Source organism: Paenalcaligenes suwonensis (assembly GCF_011290505.1).
Classification (GTDB): Bacteria; Pseudomonadota; Gammaproteobacteria; order Burkholderiales; family Burkholderiaceae_B; genus Paenalcaligenes; species Paenalcaligenes suwonensis.
The window spans coordinates 306,780-326,958 of the sequence record NZ_JAANPV010000004.1 but is presented as its reverse complement, the minus strand read 5'-3'; the positions used below and the strand labels follow the sequence as shown (position 1 = coordinate 326,958).

Here is a 20,179-nt window from a genome sequence, read left to right as displayed (position 1 = left end):
TGATGTCCAGACAGAGACTCCAACTGCCACGATTGAGATTGATAAGCCGTTTGTTGACGGTGTTCTGAATCAGGACGAGTCCAAGGCTGAGCAGACAATCACTGGTAGCGTGGGCGGTGCGGCCAAGGAAGGCGATGCGGTTGTGGTCACGATTGGTGGCAAGGATTACCCTGCCACTGTCCAGGCTGGCAACACCTGGAGCGTGACGGTTCCTGCGGATGCGGTGAAAGATCTGCACCAGGCGATATCACAGCGGAAGTGACTGGTAAGGATCAGTACGGTAATGCGTACGAAGCGGAGGCGACTCGTGATTACGATGTGCAGACCACATTGCCTGAAGCCGAGATCACTCTGGATCTGATCGCCGGTGACGGCGTGCTGGATCACAATGAAGCTGGTGACGGCAAGGGCACGATTGATGTGACTGGTACGGTTGGCAAGGATGTGAAGGCCGGCGATACCGTGACCTTGACTATCGGTGGCAAGGAATACACCGGTACCGTCGGCAACGATCTGACCTTCAAGATTCCTGTGTCAGTACAGGATCTGCTGAAGAACGACAAGGTTGATGCCAAGGTAACGACGACAGATTCGGCTGGTAACAGTGCGTCTGCGAACGACTCAGGCCCATACACCCTGGATGTTGATCAGCTGATTATTGATGGCAACGGTGGTGGCAATCCAAATGGTGGTGTCGGTGACGACATCATTATTGGTGACCGCGGCGGTGTGCAAGAGAACATCGTGCACGGCCAGAGCTACAACATTGCGATTCTGGTTGACCGATCCAATAGTATGAATGAGGGTTCTGGTACTAAGGGTATGGATCGTATGACGCTGCTTAAGGAGGCGCTGAAGACTTTAGCAACGACTCTGGCCAACCATAAGGGCGGTACGGTTAATCTAAGTATTATTGGTTTTGGTACCCATGCTGATAAGGAACCGATAGTATTGATGGATCTGGATAGTGATGATTTGAAGGATTTGATTAAGTCCATCGATTCATTAGGCTTGTACAGCAACGACCAAGTTGGTGGTACCAACTATGAAGCAGCTTTTAAGGCTGCTGAAAAGTGGTTTGGAGAAGAGACATCTGATAAAGATCAGTATGGCAATGACTACGAAAACGTTACCTATTTCTTGACTGATGGCAATCCTACCCAGTACGGTTCTGGGACACGGGATGATCCTATTAAAGGTTACGGTAATAAATATGATCCTAACGCTGACCAACGAGGGAAGGCTGCGTATGACAGTCTGGTAGAGAATACCGGTAGCAAGGTCTATGGTGTAGGTATTGGCAACGATATCCGAGAAGATATTCTGCAACAGTACGACAACACCGGTATAGAAGAGGTTCTTGATGTTGTGGGTGGTACGAAGGCCGTTACTGACTTCGAGAACGGTCGTCACGACGGTTGGAGTAAGGATGGAGGTAGCGGCACGGTCGGAGTCAAGAACCTGGGTAGCTCTAGGTATCCTGATAACCGACTGGAAATCACGGATACCTATCACTGGTGGAGCGATACGTCTACGACAGTTCGTGGCCCCGGTATGGCAGTGGCCGCTGGTAGCTATGGCAAGCTTAGCTTTACCTATACTGAAAGCGGTCGCAATAGGCAGGACGTGTTCAAGTGGCAACTGCAGAAGTACAACGAGAAAACAGGTAACTGGGAAGTTGTGCAGGAAGGTGGTCGCCCAGGTAGCTCCGGAACCATATCGACCAAGCCAGTTGGCGAAGGCCAGTACCGCTTCGAGTTCTTGGTGGATGATCGTTCCAGCGGGGGTGACTACAAGGTTTACATTGATGACGTAACGCTGTTGTCCTCCGGCAATCCAGATGATTGGAAGGTGCTCAACAAGGTGGATATCGTTAACACCAAGGAAGACTTGGATGCAGCCTTGAAGGGTGGTTCGGTAACGAACGATCCAGCACCTGTTGGTAACGACCACATCATCGGTGGCGACGGTAATGACATCATCTTTGGTGACACGATCAACACCGACGGTACAGTACTGCCATGGCACGAAGTGGGTGGTCGTCCAGACAACCTGCCAGACGGCTCCGGCTTGAAGGCACTGGAAGTGTTCTTGCAGATGAAGAACGCCGGTACTCCAGCAACAGGTAATGATCTGTACGAGTACATCAAGGAAAACCACGCTGACTTTAATGTGGCTGGTGACACACGTGGTGGTAACGACACCCTTGATGGTGGTGCTGGTAACGACATCCTGTACGGCCAAGGTGGCAATGACATCTTGATTGGTGGTGCTGGCGACGACATTATGTTCGGCGGCGAGGGTGATGACACCTTCGTGTGGAACAAGGGTGATCAAGGTACCGTCAGCAAACCGGCTGTGGATCACGTGATGGACTTCGGTGACTCGGGTACTGACACCTTGGATATCAAGAATCTGCTGTCGGGCCACGATCTTAACAGCGGTGACCTGAGCCAGTACCTGACGGTAGGCAGCTCGGATAACGGCAAGATGGAAATCGGTATCAGCTCTCAAGGTAATGGCCAGATCGATCAGAAGATCATTCTGGACAACATCGACTTTGACCCATACACGGCAACTCAGATCGCCAACTCGCTGAAAGACGGCACTTTGAAATCTTCTGATTTCTAAACTGTTTACGTCGTGAAACACGGCAGTAAAAGGTAGTGCTTTGAAACCCCACACTCCTTGACGGGAAGGTGGGGTTTTTCTGCATGCAACCTGTCGTCAACGCCAATAGTCTGGAAAAACATTTTCTGACTATCATGTTGATATTCTAGGAAAAATGTAGCCATACAATAAGCGCTTTGTTATGAGAGGCAGTAGGAATTTATTTAATGCCGACCATAAAAAAGATGCTTGAGTAGTCGTTAAGAATTATTTAGCCTTCTGTTGTTATAGTCATGTTGTTCTGCTTAACACGTCGCATCATTGCTGTGCTGTTTGCCTTGCTGGCAGGCCTGATGCTGTGTTTCGCTCCATGGGTACAGGGGCGGCTGAATTTTGATGAAGCAAAGGTGCGACAGTCTATTCCTCACCAATATGGTGCGGCGGGCGTGCGCAACGCTGAGAAATGGCTGGATCTGCTGACACAGTTAGATGGCATCCCCGATCTGCAATTGTTAAGAGTCGTTAACGATTTCTGGAACACCAATGTAATAGGTGGCGAGGATATTACAATCTGGGGCAGGCCAGACTACTGGGCAACGCCGTTAGAAAGCCTAACTAAACGGGCCGGAGATTGCGAAGACTACGTCATTGGGAAGTACTTTACTTTGTTGCATGCGGGCATTCCAGCAAGTAAGTTACGCCTGATTTATGTACGAGCTCAGGTAGGTACTAGTAGTATTGCGCATATGGTATTAGGCTATTATGCGACGCCAGATGCGGAGCCATTGCTGCTGGATAACCTAACCAGCGTTATTCGTCCGGCGAGTCAGCGTCCCGATTTAACCCCCGTGTTTAGTTTTAACTCAGAAGGGGTGTATGTGGCGGGTGCGCCCGCATCGTCAGTGGACAAGATCAGTAACTGGCGAGGGTTATTGGAAAAAATGAGGCGTGAGGGATTTAATCCGTAAGCAATCTAGCTTAGGCAAGAATTCCGAAGAAATATTGAAGACCACGGAAGGTGGAGTATGTCATTACTGAAGCATTTGCTGTTAAGCGTAAGCCTGGCCATCACGGTGATTTTGGTTGGGACGGTATGGCTGAGTGTGGATTCGGCAAGATCGTATTTATCGGCTCAATTGCAAGCACAAAGCGACTCGGCTGCTACGTCACTCGCGTTGACGTTGTCGCAGCCTTTTAACCAAGATCCAGTTACGCAAGAACTGCTTATTACTGCACTGTATGATACGGGTCAGTTTTATCGTATCGAACTTTACAGTGCAAAGGGCGAGTTGTTGGTATCACGCGTGGGTGATGAAAGCCTACCGACTATTGTGCGAGGCTCGCCTGCGTGGTTTAGCGATATGCTGCCCTTGCGAAAAGCGGTGTCCATGGCACAAGTTAGCGATGGCTGGCGTCAAACAGGCCGTTTAGTGGTAGAGGCTGATGCTGGGTTGGCGCGCGATACGCTGTGGGCCAGCTTTATGCAAATCTTAATGGTGGTGCTGATCGCTGGCGTAGTGTGGGCATTTTTTGTCTGGGTGTTGATGCGCTGGTTGCGCCAAGCACTGCGTGACGAGGTGGAAGTACGCGTAGAGGGCATGCTGACCAATAAGGTACAAATTGGTAATTGGAAGCGTGCGCGGTTTAGTGAGCTACGTGAAGTCACTCGTACTATTGATGAAGTACGTGAAAAAGTCATGGTTACGCAGCAAGAGCAAAGTGCGCGCATTGAGTCGCTGCAACTAGAGCTGCATCAAGACGAGGTTACGGGGCTGGCGAATCGCAAGTATTTCATTAATGAAATGCGTAGAGTGCTGGATGCAGACAAAAATGGCGGCTATGTGCTGCTGTTCCGTCAGCGCGATTTGGCGGCCATTAATACGATCATGACGCGTGCTAATGTCGATAACTGGCTGCGTAATGTGGGCGAGCAGGTAAGCCAAGTCTTTCATCAAGATCATAATCAGCCTGTACAGTTGGCAAGGCTTAATGGTTCTGACTTCGTAGTGTTATTGCCGAACCTAGAAGGGCCAGACATTGCACCGCTTACCGACATGCTGTTGACAGTATTGGCGAGGTTGCGTGTGCAATTGCCCTCGGGGCAGTTTTGCCGCTGGGCATTGGCGTTAACGGACTACCGTTATCAAGAAGATATTGCGACGGTGCTTAGCCGATTGGATAGGGCGCTGATGCGTGCCGAAAGCTCTGGTCATAACACGGTAGAGTTTGTGTCGCGTAGTGATGATGGTGGCGTAGGGCTGAATGCGGCTGGTGAAACACAGTGGCGCCAGTTGTTGCAAGAGGGCTTAGCAGAGCGCCGCTTCTTGCTGTCGGTGCGTCAGCAGCCAGATCATCTAAAACAAAACAGCTATACCCGTTATGAGGCAACGCTCATGTTGCGTCATACGGGGCACAGCGAAGGGCAGGACGAAAAACCCATCTCGGCGTACTTGTTTATGCCTGTAGCAGCACGCTTAGGTTTGTCGGCGGTATGCGATCTTCGCGCTGTAGAGCTGGCGTTGGAGTGGTTGACCGATAATCAGGGTGATCTGGTTATACGTATGTCACTGCCGACTATTGTGCAGCCGCGTTTTCTGCAAGAGATTCAATCGTGCTTGTCGCGTAGCAGTGTGGATTTATCCCGTCTCTATATAGAGTTGGATGCGTATGGGGTAGAGGCGCACAGTGATGAGCTAGAAACTTTCTGCTCGGCCATGAAAGAAATGGGTGTGCGCGTAGGCTTGCGCCGTTTGTTGGAGCACATTGGCGTGTTGCGCAGTGTGCAGACACTGCAACTGTCATATGTCAGCTTTTCTACCGACGTTATTAAAGAGATGGTGCAAAGTCCTGGCGGCATGGAGTTGTTGGTGGCGGCTAGCAATACGTGCGCTAGACTAGGGGTGCAGATACAGTTGAACGCGCCTATTACCGAGATACCTGTAGAGGCACAAAAAATCCTACGAGCGTGAGGCTATACCAACAGTAAGTGATTGATGTGCTTGTTGTAAAAGCGGTTTTTTGGTATTATTGAATGCTTACCCGTATATTTTCGCGAAGATGCGGGTAATAAAACACGTTTTGTATATCGCAAGATTTCAACCCAGGGTACGGTAAAAAACCTTTTAAGCACAAGCTTGGTTGGAGGGTTACCGAACCTGACGGGACCAAAACTGGTTGCGTGCCTAGCAGGTTTTTTGCTTGTTGGGTTTATCGCGGTTAAGTTGGAACAGGAATAATCATGATTCAAATGCAGACCACGCTGAATGTGGCCGACAACACGGGTGCACGTTCCGTAATGTGCATCAAAGTGTTGGGCGGCTCCAAGCGCCGTTATGCCGCTATTGGTGACATTATTAAAGTCACTGTTAAAGAAGCGGCACCGCGCGGACGTGTCAAAAAAGGCGAAATTTACAACGCTGTGGTAGTTCGTACTGCCAAAGGCGTGCGCCGTAAAGACGGTTCGCTGATCAAATTTGGTGGCAATGCCGCCGTTTTGCTGAACGCAAAACTGGAGCCAATCGGCACTCGTATCTTCGGACCCGTTACGCGTGAATTGCGTACCGAGAAGTTCATGAAGATCGTGTCTTTGGCACCAGAAGTGCTGTAAGGAGCCGAGGATATGCAAAAAATCCGCAAAGGCGACGAAGTTATCGTACTGACAGGCCGCGACAAACGCCGCCGTGGCACAGTACTGAACGTTGATGGCGACCGCGTAATCGTGGAAGGCATCAATGTGGTGAAAAAACACGTGCGACCCAATCCAATGGCTGGCTCTCAAGGTGGTATCGTAGACAAAACTATGCCTATCCACGTTTCTAACGTGGCGCTGTTTAACGCTGAGACCGAAAAGGCCGATCGCGTTAGCATTAGCGAAGTAGATGGCAAGAAAGTACGCGTGTACCGTTCCACTGGCAAAGTTGTTGGTGCGAAAGCTTAAGGGGCATAGACATGGCACGTTTACAAAATTTTTACCGCGAAAAAGTTCAAGCTGAGCTGCTAGGTCAATTCAATTACAACAGCGTAATGGAAGTACCTCGCATCACTAAGATCACTCTGAACATGGGTGTGTCTGAAGCTGTTGCTGATCGTAAAGCGATCGAGCACGCTGCTGGTGACTTGGCTAAGATTGCAGGTCAGAAACCTGTTATCACAAAAACCCGCAAAGCTATTGCTGGTTTCAAAATCCGCGAAGATTATCCAATTGGCTGCAAAGTAACTTTGCGTGGCCGCCGCATGTACGAATTCTTGGATCGTCTGATCGCTGTGGCTCTGCCTCGCGTTCGTGACTTCCGCGGTATTCCTGGTCGTGCGTTCGATGGACGCGGTAACTTCAACCTTGGGGTGAAAGAGCAAATCATTTTCCCTGAGATTGAGTACGACAAAATTGACGCAGTGCGTGGTCTGAACATCAGCATCACAACTACTGCCAAGACTGACGACGAAGCTAAAGCGCTGTTGAAAGCCTTCAGTTTCCCGTTCCGTAACTAAGGGGTGATGACGTGGCTAAACTTTCACTCATCAATCGCGATATTAAACGCGCAAAACTGGTAGAGAAATTTGCAGCTAAGCGCGCAGCGCTGAAAGCAATCATCGACGACCAGTCCAAGTCCGACGAAGAGCGCTACGAAGCTCGTTTGCAGTTGCAGCAATTGCCTCGCAACGCAAACCCAACTCGTATGCGTAACCGTTGCGTTGTTACAGGCCGTTCACGCGGTGTGTACAAACAATTCGGCTTGACCCGTCACAAAGTCCGTGAAATGGCTATGCGTGGCGAGATTCCCGGTATGACCAAGGCTAGCTGGTAGGAGAAACATAAATGAGCATGAGCGATCCAATCGCCGACATGTTGACTCGCGTACGTAACGCACAAATGGTCAACAAAACGTCGGTTAGCATGCCCTCCTCGAAGCTGAAAGTAGCTATTGCTGCTGTGCTGAAAGATGAAGGCTATATCGATAATTTCCAAATCGTTGGCGAAGCCGCGAAGCCAGTTCTGGAAATTCAACTGAAGTACTACGCAGGCCGTCCTGTGATCGAGCGCATCGACCGCGTTTCGCGTCCAGGTCTGCGCGTCTACAAAGGCAGCAACCATATTCCTCAAGTGATGAATGGTTTGGGCGTTGCAATCGTATCCACCTCCCGTGGTGTGATGACCGATCGCAAAGCACGTGCAGCTGGCGTGGGTGGCGAAGTTCTTTGCTACGTGGCGTAAGGAGAATATCAATGTCACGTATTGCTAAATATCCCGTTACTTTGCCTAAAGGCGTAGAAGCGACTATTGCAGCAGATCAAATCACCGTTAAAGGTCCTTTGGGCACAATGACCCAAGAACTGAAAGGTGATGTTGCTATCGAGCTGAACGACGGTCAACTGACATTTGCACCAGCGAACGACTCACGTCACGCTAACGCAATGTCCGGTACCATCCGTTCCTTGGTAAACAACATGGTTACTGGTGTGAGCGAAGGTTTTGCTCGCAAACTGAACTTGGTTGGCGTGGGTTTCCGTGCACAAGTTCAAGGTAACGCTCTGAAACTGCAACTTGGTTTCTCGCATGACGTTATTCACGATCTGCCTGCTGGTGTTACAGCAGAATGTGCGACTCCTACAGAAATCGTTCTGAAGGGTTCTAACAAACAGGTCGTAGGTCAGTGTGCTGCGGAGATCCGCGGCTACCGTCCACCTGAGCCTTACAAAGGTAAAGGTGTTCGCTACGCTGACGAACGCGTCATCTTGAAAGAAACCAAGAAGAAGTAATCGCACAGGCAAGGACGAATTATGGACAAGAAACAATCCCGTTTGCGTCGTGCAGTGGCAACCCGTCGAAAAATCGCCGAGTTGCGCGTTCATCGCTTGGCGGTGCATCGCACGAATTTGCATATTTATGCCAACATCATTTCGCCAGAAGGCGATCGCATTCTGGTAAGCGCTTCGTCGCTGGAGCCAGAAGTACGCAAAGAACTGGCCAATGGCGGCAACGTCGCTGCAGCCAGTTTGATTGGCAAGCGCGTAGCCGAAAAAGCGAAAGCAGCCGGTATAGAAACCGTTGCTTTTGACCGCTCTGGCTTCCGTTATCATGGCCGCGTCAAGGCGTTGGCTGATGCCGCGCGTGAAGCCGGCTTGAAATTCTAAGCAAGGAATTGTCAAATGGCTAAAGCACAAGGCAGAAACAATGCCGAACAAGAGCGCGATGACGGCCTGCGTGAAAAAATGATCGCGGTTAACCGCGTCAGTAAAGTCGTTAAAGGTGGTCGCACCATGAGCTTCGCTGCATTGACAGTGGTAGGCGATGGTGATGGCCGTATCGGAATGGGCAAGGGTAAAGCTCGCGAAGTGCCAGTTGCTGTTCAGAAAGCTATGGAACAAGCCCGTCGTGGTCTGTTCAAAGTAGCTCTGAAAGACGGTACGCTGCATCACACAGTTGTTGGTAAGCACGGTGCTTCCACAGTGTTGATTTCCCCAGCTGCAGAAGGTACTGGCGTTATCGCTGGTGGTCCAATGCGTGCTGTGTTCGAAGCAATGGGCGTGCGTAACGTTGTTGCTAAGAGCTTGGGTTCCAGCAATCCATACAACATGGTTCGCGCAACTTTGAACGGTTTGCGTGCTTGCTCCACACCATCTGAAATTGCTGCTAAACGTGGCAAGACAGTTGAAGAGATTCTGGGGTAAATCATGGCACAGAAGCAAATCAAGGTTACTCTCGTGCGCTCTGTTATCGGTACTAAACAAGACCACCGCGACACAGTACGCGGCCTGGGCTTGCGCCGAGTAAACAGCAGTCGCGTTCTGGTTGATACGCCCGAAGTGCGCGGTATGATCCGTAAGGTTGATTACCTCGTTACGGTTTCGGAAGCCTAAAGGAATCGCGATGTCAGAATTGCAATTAAATTCGATTCAACCCGCTGAGGGCGCTAAACACGCCGCTCGTCGTGTTGGTCGCGGTCCAGGTTCCGGCCTGGGCAAGACCGCAGGTCGCGGTCACAAAGGTCAGAAATCACGTGCTGGTGGTTTTCATAAAGTCGGTTTTGAAGGCGGTCAAATGCCTTTGCAACGCCGTCTACCGAAGCGTGGTTTCACGACTCCTGGTGGTCACCTGCATGCTGAAATCCGTTTGTCCGACTTACAACGTCTGGATGTAGAAGAAGTTGATATCAACGTTCTGAAACAAGCCGGTGTAGTTGGTCAACTGGTACGTTTCGCCAAAGTCATCAAGTCTGGTGAGCTGTCTCGCAAAGTAGTGCTGAAAGGCATTCGTGCAACAGCTGGTGCCCGCGCTGCAATTGAAGCAGCGGGCGGCTCGTTGGCTGAATAAAAGGGGTTACGGTGGCAAAAGCACAGGCACAGAGTAAATCAGGTTCGGGTTACGGCGATTTACGTCGTCGCATCATTTTCCTGCTGCTCGCCCTGATTGTTTATCGCTTGGGAACACACATTCCTGTGCCAGGTATTAATCCTGATGCACTGTCCGAGCTGTTCCAACAGAACCAAGAAGGTATTTTGGGTCTGTTTAACATGTTCTCGGGTGGTGCTCTGCAGCGTTTCTCCGTATTCGCGCTAGGGATTATGCCCTACATTTCTGCATCGATTATCATGCAGCTGGCATCGGCAGTGGTGCCCACGCTTGAAGCGATCAAGAAAGAGGGCGAATCGGGTCGGCGTAAAATTACGCAGTACACCCGATATGGCACAGTGTTTCTGGCGTTATTCCAAGCAGTAGGTATTTCTATTGCTTTGGAAACACAACCAGGTTTAGTCATTGATGCAGGGATGTTGTTCCGCTTTACTACAGTGGTAACACTGGTAACGGGCACAATGTTCTTGATGTGGCTAGGCGAGCAGATTACCGAACGAGGCATTGGGAATGGTATTTCCATTCTAATCTTTGCCGGGATTGTTGCAGGTCTACCCAGTGCTATGGGTGGTTTGCTGGATCTGGTCCGTACCGATGCAATGTCTATTTTGTCGGCATTGTTCATCTTGGTGCTGGTTGCTGCCGTTACTTACTTTGTCGTGTTTGTTGAACGTGGGCAACGTCGTATCACGGTTAACTACGCAAAACGTCAAGTGGGTAACCGCATTTACGGTGGGCAAAGTTCGCACTTGCCGCTGAAGCTAAATATGGCTGGGGTGATTCCTCCAATCTTCGCCTCCTCCATTATTTTGCTGCCAGCGACTATTGCTAGCTGGTTTTCTGCAACGCCAGGTTTGTCTTGGCTGCGCGATTTGGAAGCAGCGCTTTCACCTCGCCAACCGTTGTATATAACCCTGTTTTCAGCACTGATTATTCTGTTTTGTTTCTTCTATACGGCCTTGGTGTTTAACAGCCGTGAAACAGCAGATAACCTGAAGAAGAGTGGTGCGTTTGTACCTGGGATTCGTCCTGGTGAGCAGACAGCACGTTATATCGATCGCATTCTGACGCGTTTAACGCTGGCAGGTGCCCTCTATATTACGATCGTGTGTCTGGTGCCTGAATTCCTGCAAATGCACTGGAATGTACCGTTCTATTTTGGTGGTACTTCTCTGTTGATTATTGTGGTGGTTACCATGGACTTCATGGCACAGGCTCAGGCCTACATGATGTCTCAACAATATGACTCGTTGCTTAAGAAGGCTAACTTCAAGGGTGCGGGTTTGCCAATGCGATAAATAAACACGATGGCAAAGGACGACGTCATTCAGATGCAGGGGCAGGTTTTAGAAAACCTGCCGAACGCAACATTCCGTATCAAGCTAGAAAACGGCCATGTGGTGTTGGGCTATGTTTCGGGCAAGATGCGTATGCATTACATCCGGATTCTTCCGGGTGACAAGGTCACAGTGGAGCTCACGCCCTATGACTTGTCCCGAGGCAGAATCGTGTTCCGCTCGAAATAAGCGGCCCGGATAAAGGAACCTAGGAGTCAAACCATGAAGGTAATGGCATCAGTTAAGCGGATCTGCCGCAACTGCAAAATTATTAAACGTCATGGCGTGGTACGTGTAATTTGCACTGACCCCCGCCACAAGCAGCGTCAAGGCTGATACGCCGAAACGCAACCGATTTAACAAGGAAAAACCATGGCCCGTATTGCTGGCATTAATATTCCGCCGCATCAGCACGCCGAAATCGGTCTTACCGCGATTTTCGGTATCGGTCGTACTCGTGCTCGTCAGATTTGTGACGCTTCCGGCGTTGCTCACGATAAAAAAGTGAAAGATCTGACCGATGAGGAACTCGAAAAAATCCGCGAACAGATTTCTCAGTTTTTGGTTGAAGGCGATTTACGCCGTGAAGTTCAACTGTCTGTGAAACGTCTGATCGACATGGGTAGCTACCGTGGCATGCGCCACCGTCGTGGCTTGCCTGTACGCGGTCAACGTACCCGTACCAATGCACGTACCCGTAAGGGACCACGTCGTGCAGCGCAGGCTCTGAAGAAATAATCGAGGATTAGAAGATGGCTAAAGCTTCTAGCGCATCGCGCGCTCGCAGAAAAGTTAAAAAGAACGTTTCGGACGGGATCGCTCACGTCCAAGCTACTTTTAACAACACAATCATTACCATCACCGATCGTCAAGGCAACGCGTTGTCTTGGGCGACCTCTGGTGGTGCGGGCTTTAAAGGCTCGCGTAAGTCCACTCCATTTGCTGCTCAGGTTGCTGCTGAAGCCGCCGGTCGTACAGCAATGGAATACGGTATCAAAAATCTAGAAGTTCGCATTAAAGGGCCCGGTCCTGGCCGTGATTCGTCGGTGCGTGCGTTGAATGCGCTGGGTATTAAAATCACCAGCATCGCTGACATCACGCCGATTCCGCACAACGGCTGCCGTCCGCCCAAGCGTCGTCGCATTTAAGGGGAAGCTACGTGGCTCGTTATATTGGACCTAAATGTAAGCTCTCGCGTCGCGAGGGTACTGATCTGTTCCTGAAAAGCGCTCGTCGCTCTTTGGATTCCAAGTGCAAACTGGACTCACGTCCTGGTCAGCACGGTCGCACTTCTGGTGCCCGTACCTCTGACTACGGTTTGCAGTTGCGTGAAAAGCAGAAACTGAAACGTATGTACGGCGTTCTGGAAAAACAGTTCCGTCGTTACTTCGCTGAAGCTGATCGCCGCCGTGGTAACACTGGTGAAACGCTGATTCAGTTGCTGGAATCCCGTCTGGACAACGTTGTATACCGTATGGGCTTCGGCTCCACACGTGCAGAAGCACGTCAGTTGGTTACTCACCGTGCAATCGAAATCAACGGTCACACCGCTGATATCGCTTCCATGTTGGTTAAACCTGGTGATGTAGTTTCTATCCGTGAAAAATCTCGTGCACAAGGCCGTATCAAAGAATCTTTGGAATTGGCTTCCAGCACAGGTTTCCCACAATGGGTTGAAGTTGACAGCAGCAAACTGAGTGGTGTGTTCAAACAAGTTCCGGACCGCGCTGACGTGGCCCGTGACGTGAACGAATCACTGGTTGTTGAGTTGTACTCCCGTTAATCAGCTACTTCACGTATCTGATTCAAGCACCCATTATTGGTTTTTACCGGTAATGGGTGTCTCTGGTTTTTAGAGCTGGAATTTCCGGCGTTTTCCATCAGCCTTATCGGTGTAACGAGCCGAGGGTATTGAAAAGGAATCTACATGTCTCAAGCTTTTTTGAAGCCTCGTTCCATTGAAGTTGAAGCAGTCAGCAAAAATCACGCTCGCGTGATTATGGAACCTTTCGAGCGCGGCTACGGTCACACTCTGGGTAACGCACTGCGTCGCATCCTGTTGTCCTCCATGACTGGTTTTGCACCTACAGAAGTGCAAATCACTGGCGTGGTACATGAATACTCCACACTGCCAGGCGTACAAGAAGATGTCGTAGACATCATGCTGAACCTGAAAGGTATTGTGTTCAAACTGCACGGTCGCGAAGAAGTGACACTGACGCTGAGCAAATCCGGTCTGGGCCAAGTTTTGGCCAGCGACATCGATTTGCCACACGACGTGGAAATCCTGAACCCCGATCACGTTATCGCCAACCTGACCGACGACGGTAAGTTGGAAATGACTATTCGCGTGGAAGAAGGCCGTGGCTACGTTCCTGGTAACGTGCGTGCGTTGTCTGATGATCGTCAACATACGATTGGTCGTATTGTGTTGGACGCGTCTTACAGCCCAGTTCGCCGTGTTAGCTATGCAGTTGAAAGCGCACGTGTGGAACAGCGTACTGACTTGGACAAATTGGTTCTGGACATTGAAACCAACGGCGTGTTGAACCCAGAAGAAGCTGTACGTCAGGCTGCTCGCATCCTGATGGATCAGATCTCTGTGTTTGCTGCGTTGGAAGGTGCCGAAGAAGCACAAGAAACACCAGAACGCGCTACACCTCCAATCGATCCAGTATTGTTGCGTCCTGTGGACGATCTGGAATTGACTGTTCGTTCCGCAAACTGCCTGAAAGCCGAAAATATTTACTACATCGGCGATCTGATCCAGCGTACGGAAAACGAACTGCTCAAGACACCAAACCTGGGCCGCAAATCTTTGAACGAAATCAAAGAAGTGTTGGCTTCCCGTGGTTTGACCTTGGGTATGAAACTGGAAAACTGGCCTCCTCTGGGGCTAGAGCGTCCATAAATAGTTGTAACTGGGGCTTTAGCGGCGTATAAAAACGTGCTAAAGTCCCATGTATCAGTTGGCCCGCAGCAATACCGATAGAAGAGCCAACGCAGATGAAATCCTTTCATCTGATTTAAGATTTATTTTTTAGGAAGAAATATCATGCGTCATCGTCATGGTTTACGTAAGCTGAATCGTACCAGCAGCCACCGTTTGGCTATGTTCCGCAACATGTCCGTATCTTTGATTACTCACGAAGCAATCAAAACAACTTTGCCTAAAGCTAAAGAGCTGCGTCGTGTAATCGAGCCTCTGATCACTTTGGCTAAAGAAGACAGCGTTGCTAACCGTCGTTTGGCTTTTGCACGTCTGCGCGATCGCGACGCTGTGACCAAACTGTTCAACGACTTGGGCCCACGCTTCCAAGCTCGTAACGGCGGCTACACACGTATCCTGAAAATGGGCTTCCGCCAAGGCGATAACGCTCCCATGGCTTTCATGGAATTGGTTGACCGTCCAGAAGTAGCTGAAGAAGCTGCTGCAGAATAATACGGCTCGCCAGTATTAGAAGAAACGGACCTATATTTAGGTCCGTTTTTTTATGTCTGAAATAGACTGATTCAACAGGTACTATACGTAAAACTGTTTGATAAGACTTCGGTAGGTGGTGGAATGACTGTATTGACGTGCGATGCTTTGTCTTCGCTTAGCCCTGATGCGGTGGTGTTGGTGCTTAGTAATGCACCTGACGAATTGCTGGCAAAACGTATTGCTCACTATGTGGTTGAAGAAGGTTTAGTCGCCTGTGCGAACCTTGGCGCTGCTTCGCTGTCTATGTATATGTGGCAGGGTGAGCTACAGGGGGAGACCGAGGTGCCGTTGCAGTTTAAAACAACGGCTCGCCGCGTAGAGGCATTGATTCAACGTCTTGTTTCCCTACACCCTTACGAGATACCCGAAGTGATTGTGGTACCAGTAGTGGCGGGGCTAGGCAGTTACATCAAGTGGGTTCAAGATGAAACAGCAGCACCTCCTGTGTTGAAGAAATCATAATTGAGAGTGACACATGCAGTGTGTAGCGGCGAAGACAACGGATGAGCGCAGCAGCTTAAGTGCTGTAGTAGGGTGGTTATTATTGCTGGTAGTAGGTTGGGCATTGATGATGCAGCCTGCGCGAGCAGAAGAGGAGTACCTAGACCCTGAAGATGCCTTTCAGTTTAGTGCGGCCATGCACAGTCCTACTGAGCTGGATATTCACTTTGTTATCGCCCCTGAATACTACATGTATAGGGATCGCTTCGTATTCGAAGCTATGCCTAGCAGTGACTGGTTGGGTGAGGTGGCGTACCCGCCTGCCGCCATCGTCTACGACCCCACCTTTGAAAAAGACATGGCTATTTATCGCCGCGAAGTCACGCTTCGTGTGCCGATTAACGAAGGCTCCATGTTGCCGTTGCAGGTGGAAATTACTAGCCAAGGCTGTGCGGATGCCGGCCTGTGTTATTCACCCAGCACACATGAGTTAACGCTTACGGCCACCAATGATGGTTACAAGCTAAGTGGTGAGGGCGTAGTAAATAGTGTGCCTGCACCCTTAACCGAGGTGGTGTTGGCGGATGCGGCACTGGAAAAGGCGGCATCTGCTTCATCATCGGCCAACAGTTTGTTGGATTTGTCGGATACGGGTTTAGCGGCGTACTTGTTAGACGCGTCGTGGTGGCAAATTATGCTGCTGGCCTTTGGGCTGGGTATGCTGCTTTCCTTTACGCCGTGTGTGCTGCCTATGGTGCCTATTTTGCTGGGCATTATCGCTGGGCAGGGGGCTCCGATCAAAAGTGTTTCACGTAAGCGTGGTTTGGGTTTAGCGGCGATTTACGTGTTGGGCGTGTCCGTGGTGTACACCGCATTGGGTGTAGTCGCAGGTTTGCTAGGCGCGAGTTTAGCGGTGTGGCTGCAGAATCCATGGATTCTAAGTACCTTTGCGGTGCTGCTATTTGTGCTGGCTCTGTCTATGTTTGACGTGTATCAGTTGCAAGTACCGTCGGGCATGCAATCACGTTTGCAAGGGGTGCTAAGCCGCATTCCGGGTGGACGTTATAGTGGCGTGTTCTTGATGGGGATGCTCTCGGCGCTGATTGTAGGCCCCTGCGTGGCGGCGCCTCTGGCGGGAGTGCTGCTGTTCATTTCACAGACTGGCAACATCGCGATTGGTGCGATGGCACTGTTTGCCATGGCGTGGGGATCGGGTGTGCTCTTGCTACTGGTGGGTGCAACGTCGGGTGTGCTGATGCCTAAAGCAGGCGCGTGGATGAACACGGTAAAGCAGATCTTTGGCTGGCTGTTGATCGCTACGGCGCTGTGGATGTTGACCTCTGTGCTGCCTACGGTGTGGTTCATGTTGGGGTGGGCCGTGCTGGCAGCGTGGCTGGGTTTGCTGCTAGGTGTAGGACGCTCTCACGAAGCGGGTACTTCTGCAGGAAAATTATTCTTAAAAGCGCTGGGTTGGTTGTCTATGTGTTGGGCAATCTTCATTTTGGTCAGCGTGGCCAGCGGTGGGCGCAGCGTGATGGAGCCGCTAAAGCATTGGCAAGGTAGTGGTAGCGTGATGGGGGTGGGCAGTGCGGTGACGGCACCTACATTCCAGAAAGTCGAAACCATTGCTGAGCTGGAAGAAAAGCTGGCCAATAGTGGCGGCAGAACAGTCATGCTGGATTTCTACGCTGACTGGTGTGTGTCGTGCATAGAGATGGAAAAATTCACCTTCAGTGATCCGGCTGTTGCCGCCAAAATGAACTCTATGCTGCTGTTGCAGGCCGATGTGACGGCGAACACGCCAGAGCACCGTGCTTTGCTTAAACGCTTTAATTTGTTTGGCCCGCCTGGGATTATTTTGTTTGATGCCCAAGGTCGTGAACTGCACGATGCGCGTGTGGTTGGCTTTATGCCAGCAGATAAGTTTTTACGGGTGCTGAACTCGGCAAATTAACCGTTGCTTGTATGAACAGTAGTGAACAGGCCATGCACTAGCATGGCCTGTTTGCTGTTGAGGCAGCGATTTAGTGTTGTAGGGTTTGGTAAATAGACTCAATAACTTCTGGGCCTATACGCGAGGCCATTTGCTCATGGACTGGGCGCAGCGCAGCAACCCATTCGCGCCGCTCATCTGGGCTTAGTTCGTACAAGGTGGTTTGTCCCGCAGCACGTATGGCGTCTAATGCCTCGTCGTTTTCACGTTGGGAAATATCATTAGCGTAGAGTGTTGCGTCGGCCATGGCTCTTTCCAAGGGCTCACGCAGGCTAGGGTCTAGGGCATCCCAAAACTTCTTGTTAACGATGACGGCATACCCTATATAGCCATGATTGGATAAGGTGGCGTGTTTTTGCACTTCATGCATTTTCTGGGTGTAGAGATTAGAGGGCGTGTTCTCGGTGCCATCGACCACACCGGTTTGTAGCGCTTGGTAGGACTCCGAGAAGGCCATCACTTGTGGAATGGCTTCTAGGGCCTGCATTTGCGCTTCCAACACCTTAGATGACTGTATACGCATCTTTAGGCCTAGAAAGTCGTCAGGCGAGTGTAAAGGGGAGTTAGCGCTCATGATTTTGAAGCCATTATCCCAGTAGGCTAGCCCTTTAATGCCTTTAGGTTCTAGCATGGCTAGCAGATCTTGCCCGACTTGGCCTTGCGTGACCCGATTTAAGTCGTCTTTGTCTTCGAAGATGAATGGCAGATCAAATACCTCGAAAGCACGTACGCCTAAAGGGCCAAATTTAGCGAGGGACGGTGCCAACATCTGTACAGCCCCTAGCTGCAGAGCTTCTAGCTCTTCTTTGTCTTTATACAGTTGTGAGTTTGGGTACACCTCTACGACTACTTTGCCATCGGTGTATTGTTCGGCCAGTTCTTTAAATTTGTCTGCCCCTTTGCCTTTTGGTGTGTCGGGTGAGACTACATGGCTGAATTTAATGACTAAGGGGTCAGCGAGTACAGTGCTACTGATGCAGAGGGTTGCCACCCATGCGGCGGCGAGGGCTTTCTTCATAGGCATAGTTGTCTCCAGGAATAATTATGATTGGAATATCAGCCTTTGAAGTTCACTGTACTGAATGGTTTTGGCGGAATGAATTGTTATTTAACGAATCGGTGCTTAATTATCCATTAACGTCGTTGTATTTTTGCTAATTTCGTTTATCACGAAAACGTCTTTAAGACGGTGTTTTGTGTGTGCTGAGAGTATGAGGCGGCAGCCAGAAAAAAGAACCCCCTACTGAACAGTAGGGGGTGTGGTGCTTACTTGCTTTGCAGTCGTAGCAGTTTGGCTGCTTCGATTGCGAAGTAGGTCAAAATGCCATCGCCACCAGCGCGTTTAAACGCCAACAGGGATTCCATCATGACTTTGTCGTGATCCAGCCAACCGTTTGCAGCGGCGGCTTTAATCATGGCGTATTCGCCGCTTACTTGGTAGGCAAAGGTAGGCATACCAAAGGCTTGTTTGATGTCACACAGTACGTCCAAATAAGGCATACCAGGCTTAACCATGACCATATCCGCACCTTCGTGGATGTCTGCAGCCACTTCGCGCAGGGCCTCGTCGCGGTTAGCGGGGTCCATTTGGTAGCTGGCTTTGTCTGACTTACCTAGGTTGCTGGCAGAGCCTACGGCATCGCGGAATGGGCCGTAAAAGGCGCTGGCGTATTTGGCGGAGTAAGCCATGATACGGGTGTCTATATGGCCATGTTCGTCCAGCGTTTGGCGAATCGCACCAACGCGACCATCCATCATGTCGCTAGGCGCAACGATATCTACACCAGCATTGGCTTGGGTCAGGGCTTGTTCACGCAATACTTCGACGGTAGGGTCGTTTAATACGTAGCCGTTTTCATCCAGAATGCCGTCTTGGCCGTGGCTGGTGTAAGGGTCCAGCGCCACGTCAGTCAGAATGCCCAGATCAGGGAAATTTTCTTTCAAACTGCGCACTACGCGTGGGATCAAACCGTCTGGGTTGGTGGCCTCGCTACCATCCGGTGTTTTAAGGTCTGCCTCGATCACGGGGAACAACGACAACACAGGAATACCCAGTTTTACGCACTCTTCCGCAACGCTCAGAATAGTGTCTGGAGAGTAGCGGTATACGCCGGGCATGGACTCCACAGCTTCGCGTATGTTGTTGCCTTCGCGCACGAACACCGGGTAAATCAGGTCATTTACGCTTAATGCATTCTCGCGCACAAGGCGGCGGGTGAAGTCATCGCGGCGGTTACGGCGGGGACGGCTAACGGGGTAGTTAACGGGAGGTAGAAATTGAGTCATGGCACAACCTTTGGAGATATCCAGTTTTCAATAAGTAAGGTAGCTTCCTCAATGCCAATACGGTGCGTGGCCGAAAAGGGGACAGCTTGAATGTTCCCCATGGCAGCGAGTTGTTTGCGAGCTTCAGCAGCCGCTTGTATACGTTTACCATACGCGAATTTATCCGCTTTGGTGAGCAATACCAGTAATGGCTTGCCAGTGGGGGCAATCCAGCGTGCTAATTGCAGGTCCAGCGGGGTGACGCCGCGACGTATATCCAGCATCAATACAACACCAGCCAGCGAGCTGCGTTGGCGCAAGTAGCCGCCCAGCATTTCATCCCAGTCTTGTTTTTCTTGACGTCCTACTGCGGCGTAACCGTAGCCAGGCAAGTCGACGAGGTAGCCTAGAGACTCTTCGGGCTCTAGAGGGTCAGGAATGCCAAACATGTTGATCAGGCGAGTTCTACCCGGTGTTTTACTGGAAAACGCCAAGCGTTTTTGATTCGCCAGCACATTGATGGAGGACGATTTCCCAGAGTTGGAGCGACCAACAAAACAGACCTCGGGTGGGCCGGGGGGCGGGAGTTGATCCAGCTTTGCGGCGGAGATAGTGAAGCTGGCGCGATGTAAGATTGACATGATTAAGGCAATTTCCCGTTTAAATCCAAGCTCTATTGTATAATCTTGGGATTTGAA

General features: G+C 50.6%; 27 protein-coding genes. 24 read left to right on the top strand and 3 right to left on the bottom strand.

What is annotated here, in order from left to right:
- The 24 genes from GY634_RS08610 to dsbD form a co-directional block, all read left to right on the top strand.
- A partial coding sequence (locus GY634_RS08610; RefSeq protein ID WP_166408115.1) for an Ig-like domain-containing protein occupies positions 1–262 on the top strand: 262 nt, incomplete at its 5' end.
- On the top strand, positions 259–2,631 hold the full coding sequence (locus GY634_RS08605) for an Ig-like domain-containing protein (protein ID WP_166408114.1): 2,373 nt from the start codon (positions 259–261) through the stop codon (positions 2,629–2,631). The genes GY634_RS08610 and GY634_RS08605, both read left to right, overlap by 4 nt.
- A gap of 272 nt (positions 2,632–2,903) precedes the next feature.
- Positions 2,904–3,578, top strand: coding sequence for a transglutaminase-like cysteine peptidase (locus GY634_RS08600; RefSeq protein ID WP_166408113.1), 675 nt, complete (start codon positions 2,904–2,906; stop codon positions 3,576–3,578).
- A 57-nt stretch (positions 3,579–3,635) separates the two neighbouring features.
- A complete protein-coding gene (locus GY634_RS08595) occupies positions 3,636–5,579 on the top strand; it encodes a bifunctional diguanylate cyclase/phosphodiesterase (protein ID WP_166408112.1) in 1,944 nt (647 codons plus the stop codon).
- Positions 5,580–5,848: 269 nt separating this feature from the next.
- On the top strand, positions 5,849–6,217 hold the full coding sequence (gene rplN / locus GY634_RS08590) for a 50S ribosomal protein L14 (protein ID WP_077734081.1): 369 nt from the start codon (positions 5,849–5,851) through the stop codon (positions 6,215–6,217).
- A gap of 12 nt (positions 6,218–6,229) precedes the next feature.
- A complete protein-coding gene (gene rplX, locus GY634_RS08585) occupies positions 6,230–6,547 on the top strand; it encodes a 50S ribosomal protein L24 (RefSeq protein ID WP_166408111.1) in 318 nt (105 codons plus the stop codon).
- An 11-nt stretch (positions 6,548–6,558) separates the two neighbouring features.
- Positions 6,559–7,098: a 50S ribosomal protein L5 gene (rplE, locus tag GY634_RS08580; protein ID WP_166408110.1), complete on the top strand. Its 540-nt coding sequence runs from the start codon at positions 6,559–6,561 to the stop codon at positions 7,096–7,098.
- Positions 7,099–7,109: 11 nt separating this feature from the next.
- A complete protein-coding gene (gene rpsN / locus GY634_RS08575) occupies positions 7,110–7,415 on the top strand; it encodes a 30S ribosomal protein S14 (RefSeq protein ID WP_135864118.1) in 306 nt (101 codons plus the stop codon).
- A gap of 11 nt (positions 7,416–7,426) precedes the next feature.
- Positions 7,427–7,822 carry a 30S ribosomal protein S8 gene (gene rpsH / locus GY634_RS08570; RefSeq protein ID WP_135864117.1) on the top strand — a complete coding sequence of 132 codons (396 nt, stop codon included), beginning with the start codon at positions 7,427–7,429 and terminating at the stop codon, positions 7,820–7,822.
- An 11-nt stretch (positions 7,823–7,833) separates the two neighbouring features.
- Positions 7,834–8,367, top strand: coding sequence for a 50S ribosomal protein L6 (gene rplF / locus GY634_RS08565; protein WP_166408109.1), 534 nt, complete (start codon positions 7,834–7,836; stop codon positions 8,365–8,367).
- 21 nt (positions 8,368–8,388) lie between these two features.
- Positions 8,389–8,742 (top strand): 50S ribosomal protein L18, encoded by a 354-nt coding sequence (gene rplR / locus GY634_RS08560; protein WP_166408108.1) that lies wholly within the window; start codon positions 8,389–8,391, stop codon positions 8,740–8,742.
- Between the two features lie 15 nt (positions 8,743–8,757).
- Positions 8,758–9,279: a 30S ribosomal protein S5 gene (gene rpsE / locus GY634_RS08555; RefSeq protein WP_135864111.1), complete on the top strand. Its 522-nt coding sequence runs from the start codon at positions 8,758–8,760 to the stop codon at positions 9,277–9,279.
- Between the two features lie 3 nt (positions 9,280–9,282).
- Entirely contained in the window at positions 9,283–9,468 is a 186-nt protein-coding gene (gene rpmD, locus GY634_RS08550) for a 50S ribosomal protein L30 (RefSeq protein ID WP_135864109.1), read from the top strand.
- A gap of 10 nt (positions 9,469–9,478) precedes the next feature.
- The gene (gene rplO / locus GY634_RS08545; RefSeq protein ID WP_166408107.1) at positions 9,479–9,922 is read left to right on the top strand and encodes a 50S ribosomal protein L15; all 444 of its coding nucleotides are present in this window, start codon (positions 9,479–9,481) and stop codon (positions 9,920–9,922) included.
- An 11-nt stretch (positions 9,923–9,933) separates the two neighbouring features.
- The gene (secY, locus tag GY634_RS08540) at positions 9,934–11,259 is read left to right on the top strand and encodes a preprotein translocase subunit SecY (protein WP_166408106.1); all 1,326 of its coding nucleotides are present in this window, start codon (positions 9,934–9,936) and stop codon (positions 11,257–11,259) included.
- Between the two features lie 9 nt (positions 11,260–11,268).
- Positions 11,269–11,487 (top strand): translation initiation factor IF-1, encoded by a 219-nt coding sequence (infA, locus tag GY634_RS08535; protein WP_135864103.1) that lies wholly within the window; start codon positions 11,269–11,271, stop codon positions 11,485–11,487.
- A 33-nt stretch (positions 11,488–11,520) separates the two neighbouring features.
- Complete coding sequence (gene rpmJ / locus GY634_RS08530) at positions 11,521–11,634, top strand: 50S ribosomal protein L36 (protein WP_003805360.1); 114 nt, start codon at positions 11,521–11,523, stop codon at positions 11,632–11,634.
- Between the two features lie 36 nt (positions 11,635–11,670).
- Complete coding sequence (gene rpsM, locus GY634_RS08525) at positions 11,671–12,036, top strand: 30S ribosomal protein S13 (RefSeq protein WP_166408105.1); 366 nt, start codon at positions 11,671–11,673, stop codon at positions 12,034–12,036.
- 14 nt (positions 12,037–12,050) lie between these two features.
- Positions 12,051–12,446, top strand: coding sequence for a 30S ribosomal protein S11 (gene rpsK, locus GY634_RS08520; RefSeq protein ID WP_135864099.1), 396 nt, complete (start codon positions 12,051–12,053; stop codon positions 12,444–12,446).
- A gap of 11 nt (positions 12,447–12,457) precedes the next feature.
- Positions 12,458–13,081, top strand: coding sequence for a 30S ribosomal protein S4 (gene rpsD, locus GY634_RS08515; protein ID WP_166408104.1), 624 nt, complete (start codon positions 12,458–12,460; stop codon positions 13,079–13,081).
- A gap of 144 nt (positions 13,082–13,225) precedes the next feature.
- On the top strand, positions 13,226–14,209 hold the full coding sequence (locus GY634_RS08510; protein WP_166408103.1) for a DNA-directed RNA polymerase subunit alpha: 984 nt from the start codon (positions 13,226–13,228) through the stop codon (positions 14,207–14,209).
- Between the two features lie 144 nt (positions 14,210–14,353).
- Positions 14,354–14,740, top strand: coding sequence for a 50S ribosomal protein L17 (gene rplQ / locus GY634_RS08505; RefSeq protein ID WP_166408102.1), 387 nt, complete (start codon positions 14,354–14,356; stop codon positions 14,738–14,740).
- Between the two features lie 123 nt (positions 14,741–14,863).
- Entirely contained in the window at positions 14,864–15,244 is a 381-nt protein-coding gene (gene cutA / locus GY634_RS08500; RefSeq protein WP_166408101.1) for a divalent-cation tolerance protein CutA, read from the top strand.
- 13 nt (positions 15,245–15,257) lie between these two features.
- Positions 15,258–17,177 (top strand): protein-disulfide reductase DsbD, encoded by a 1,920-nt coding sequence (gene dsbD / locus GY634_RS08495; RefSeq protein WP_166408100.1) that lies wholly within the window; start codon positions 15,258–15,260, stop codon positions 17,175–17,177.
- Positions 17,178–17,247: 70 nt separating this feature from the next.
- Here the strand turns inward: dsbD and GY634_RS08490 are convergent, their stop codons facing one another.
- The 3 genes from GY634_RS08490 to yihA form a co-directional block, all read right to left on the bottom strand.
- Positions 17,248–18,234 carry a TRAP transporter substrate-binding protein gene (locus GY634_RS08490; protein WP_166408142.1) on the bottom strand — a complete coding sequence of 329 codons (987 nt, stop codon included), beginning with the start codon at positions 18,232–18,234 and terminating at the stop codon, positions 17,248–17,250.
- Positions 18,235–18,482: 248 nt separating this feature from the next.
- Positions 18,483–19,502, bottom strand: a complete 1,020-nt coding sequence (gene hemB, locus GY634_RS08485) for a porphobilinogen synthase (RefSeq protein ID WP_166408099.1) — start codon at positions 19,500–19,502, stop codon at positions 18,483–18,485.
- Complete coding sequence (gene yihA, locus GY634_RS08480) at positions 19,499–20,122, bottom strand: ribosome biogenesis GTP-binding protein YihA/YsxC (RefSeq protein WP_166408098.1); 624 nt, start codon at positions 20,120–20,122, stop codon at positions 19,499–19,501. The genes hemB and yihA overlap by 4 nt, the downstream gene beginning before the upstream one ends.
- Positions 20,123–20,179 lie beyond the last annotated feature (57 nt).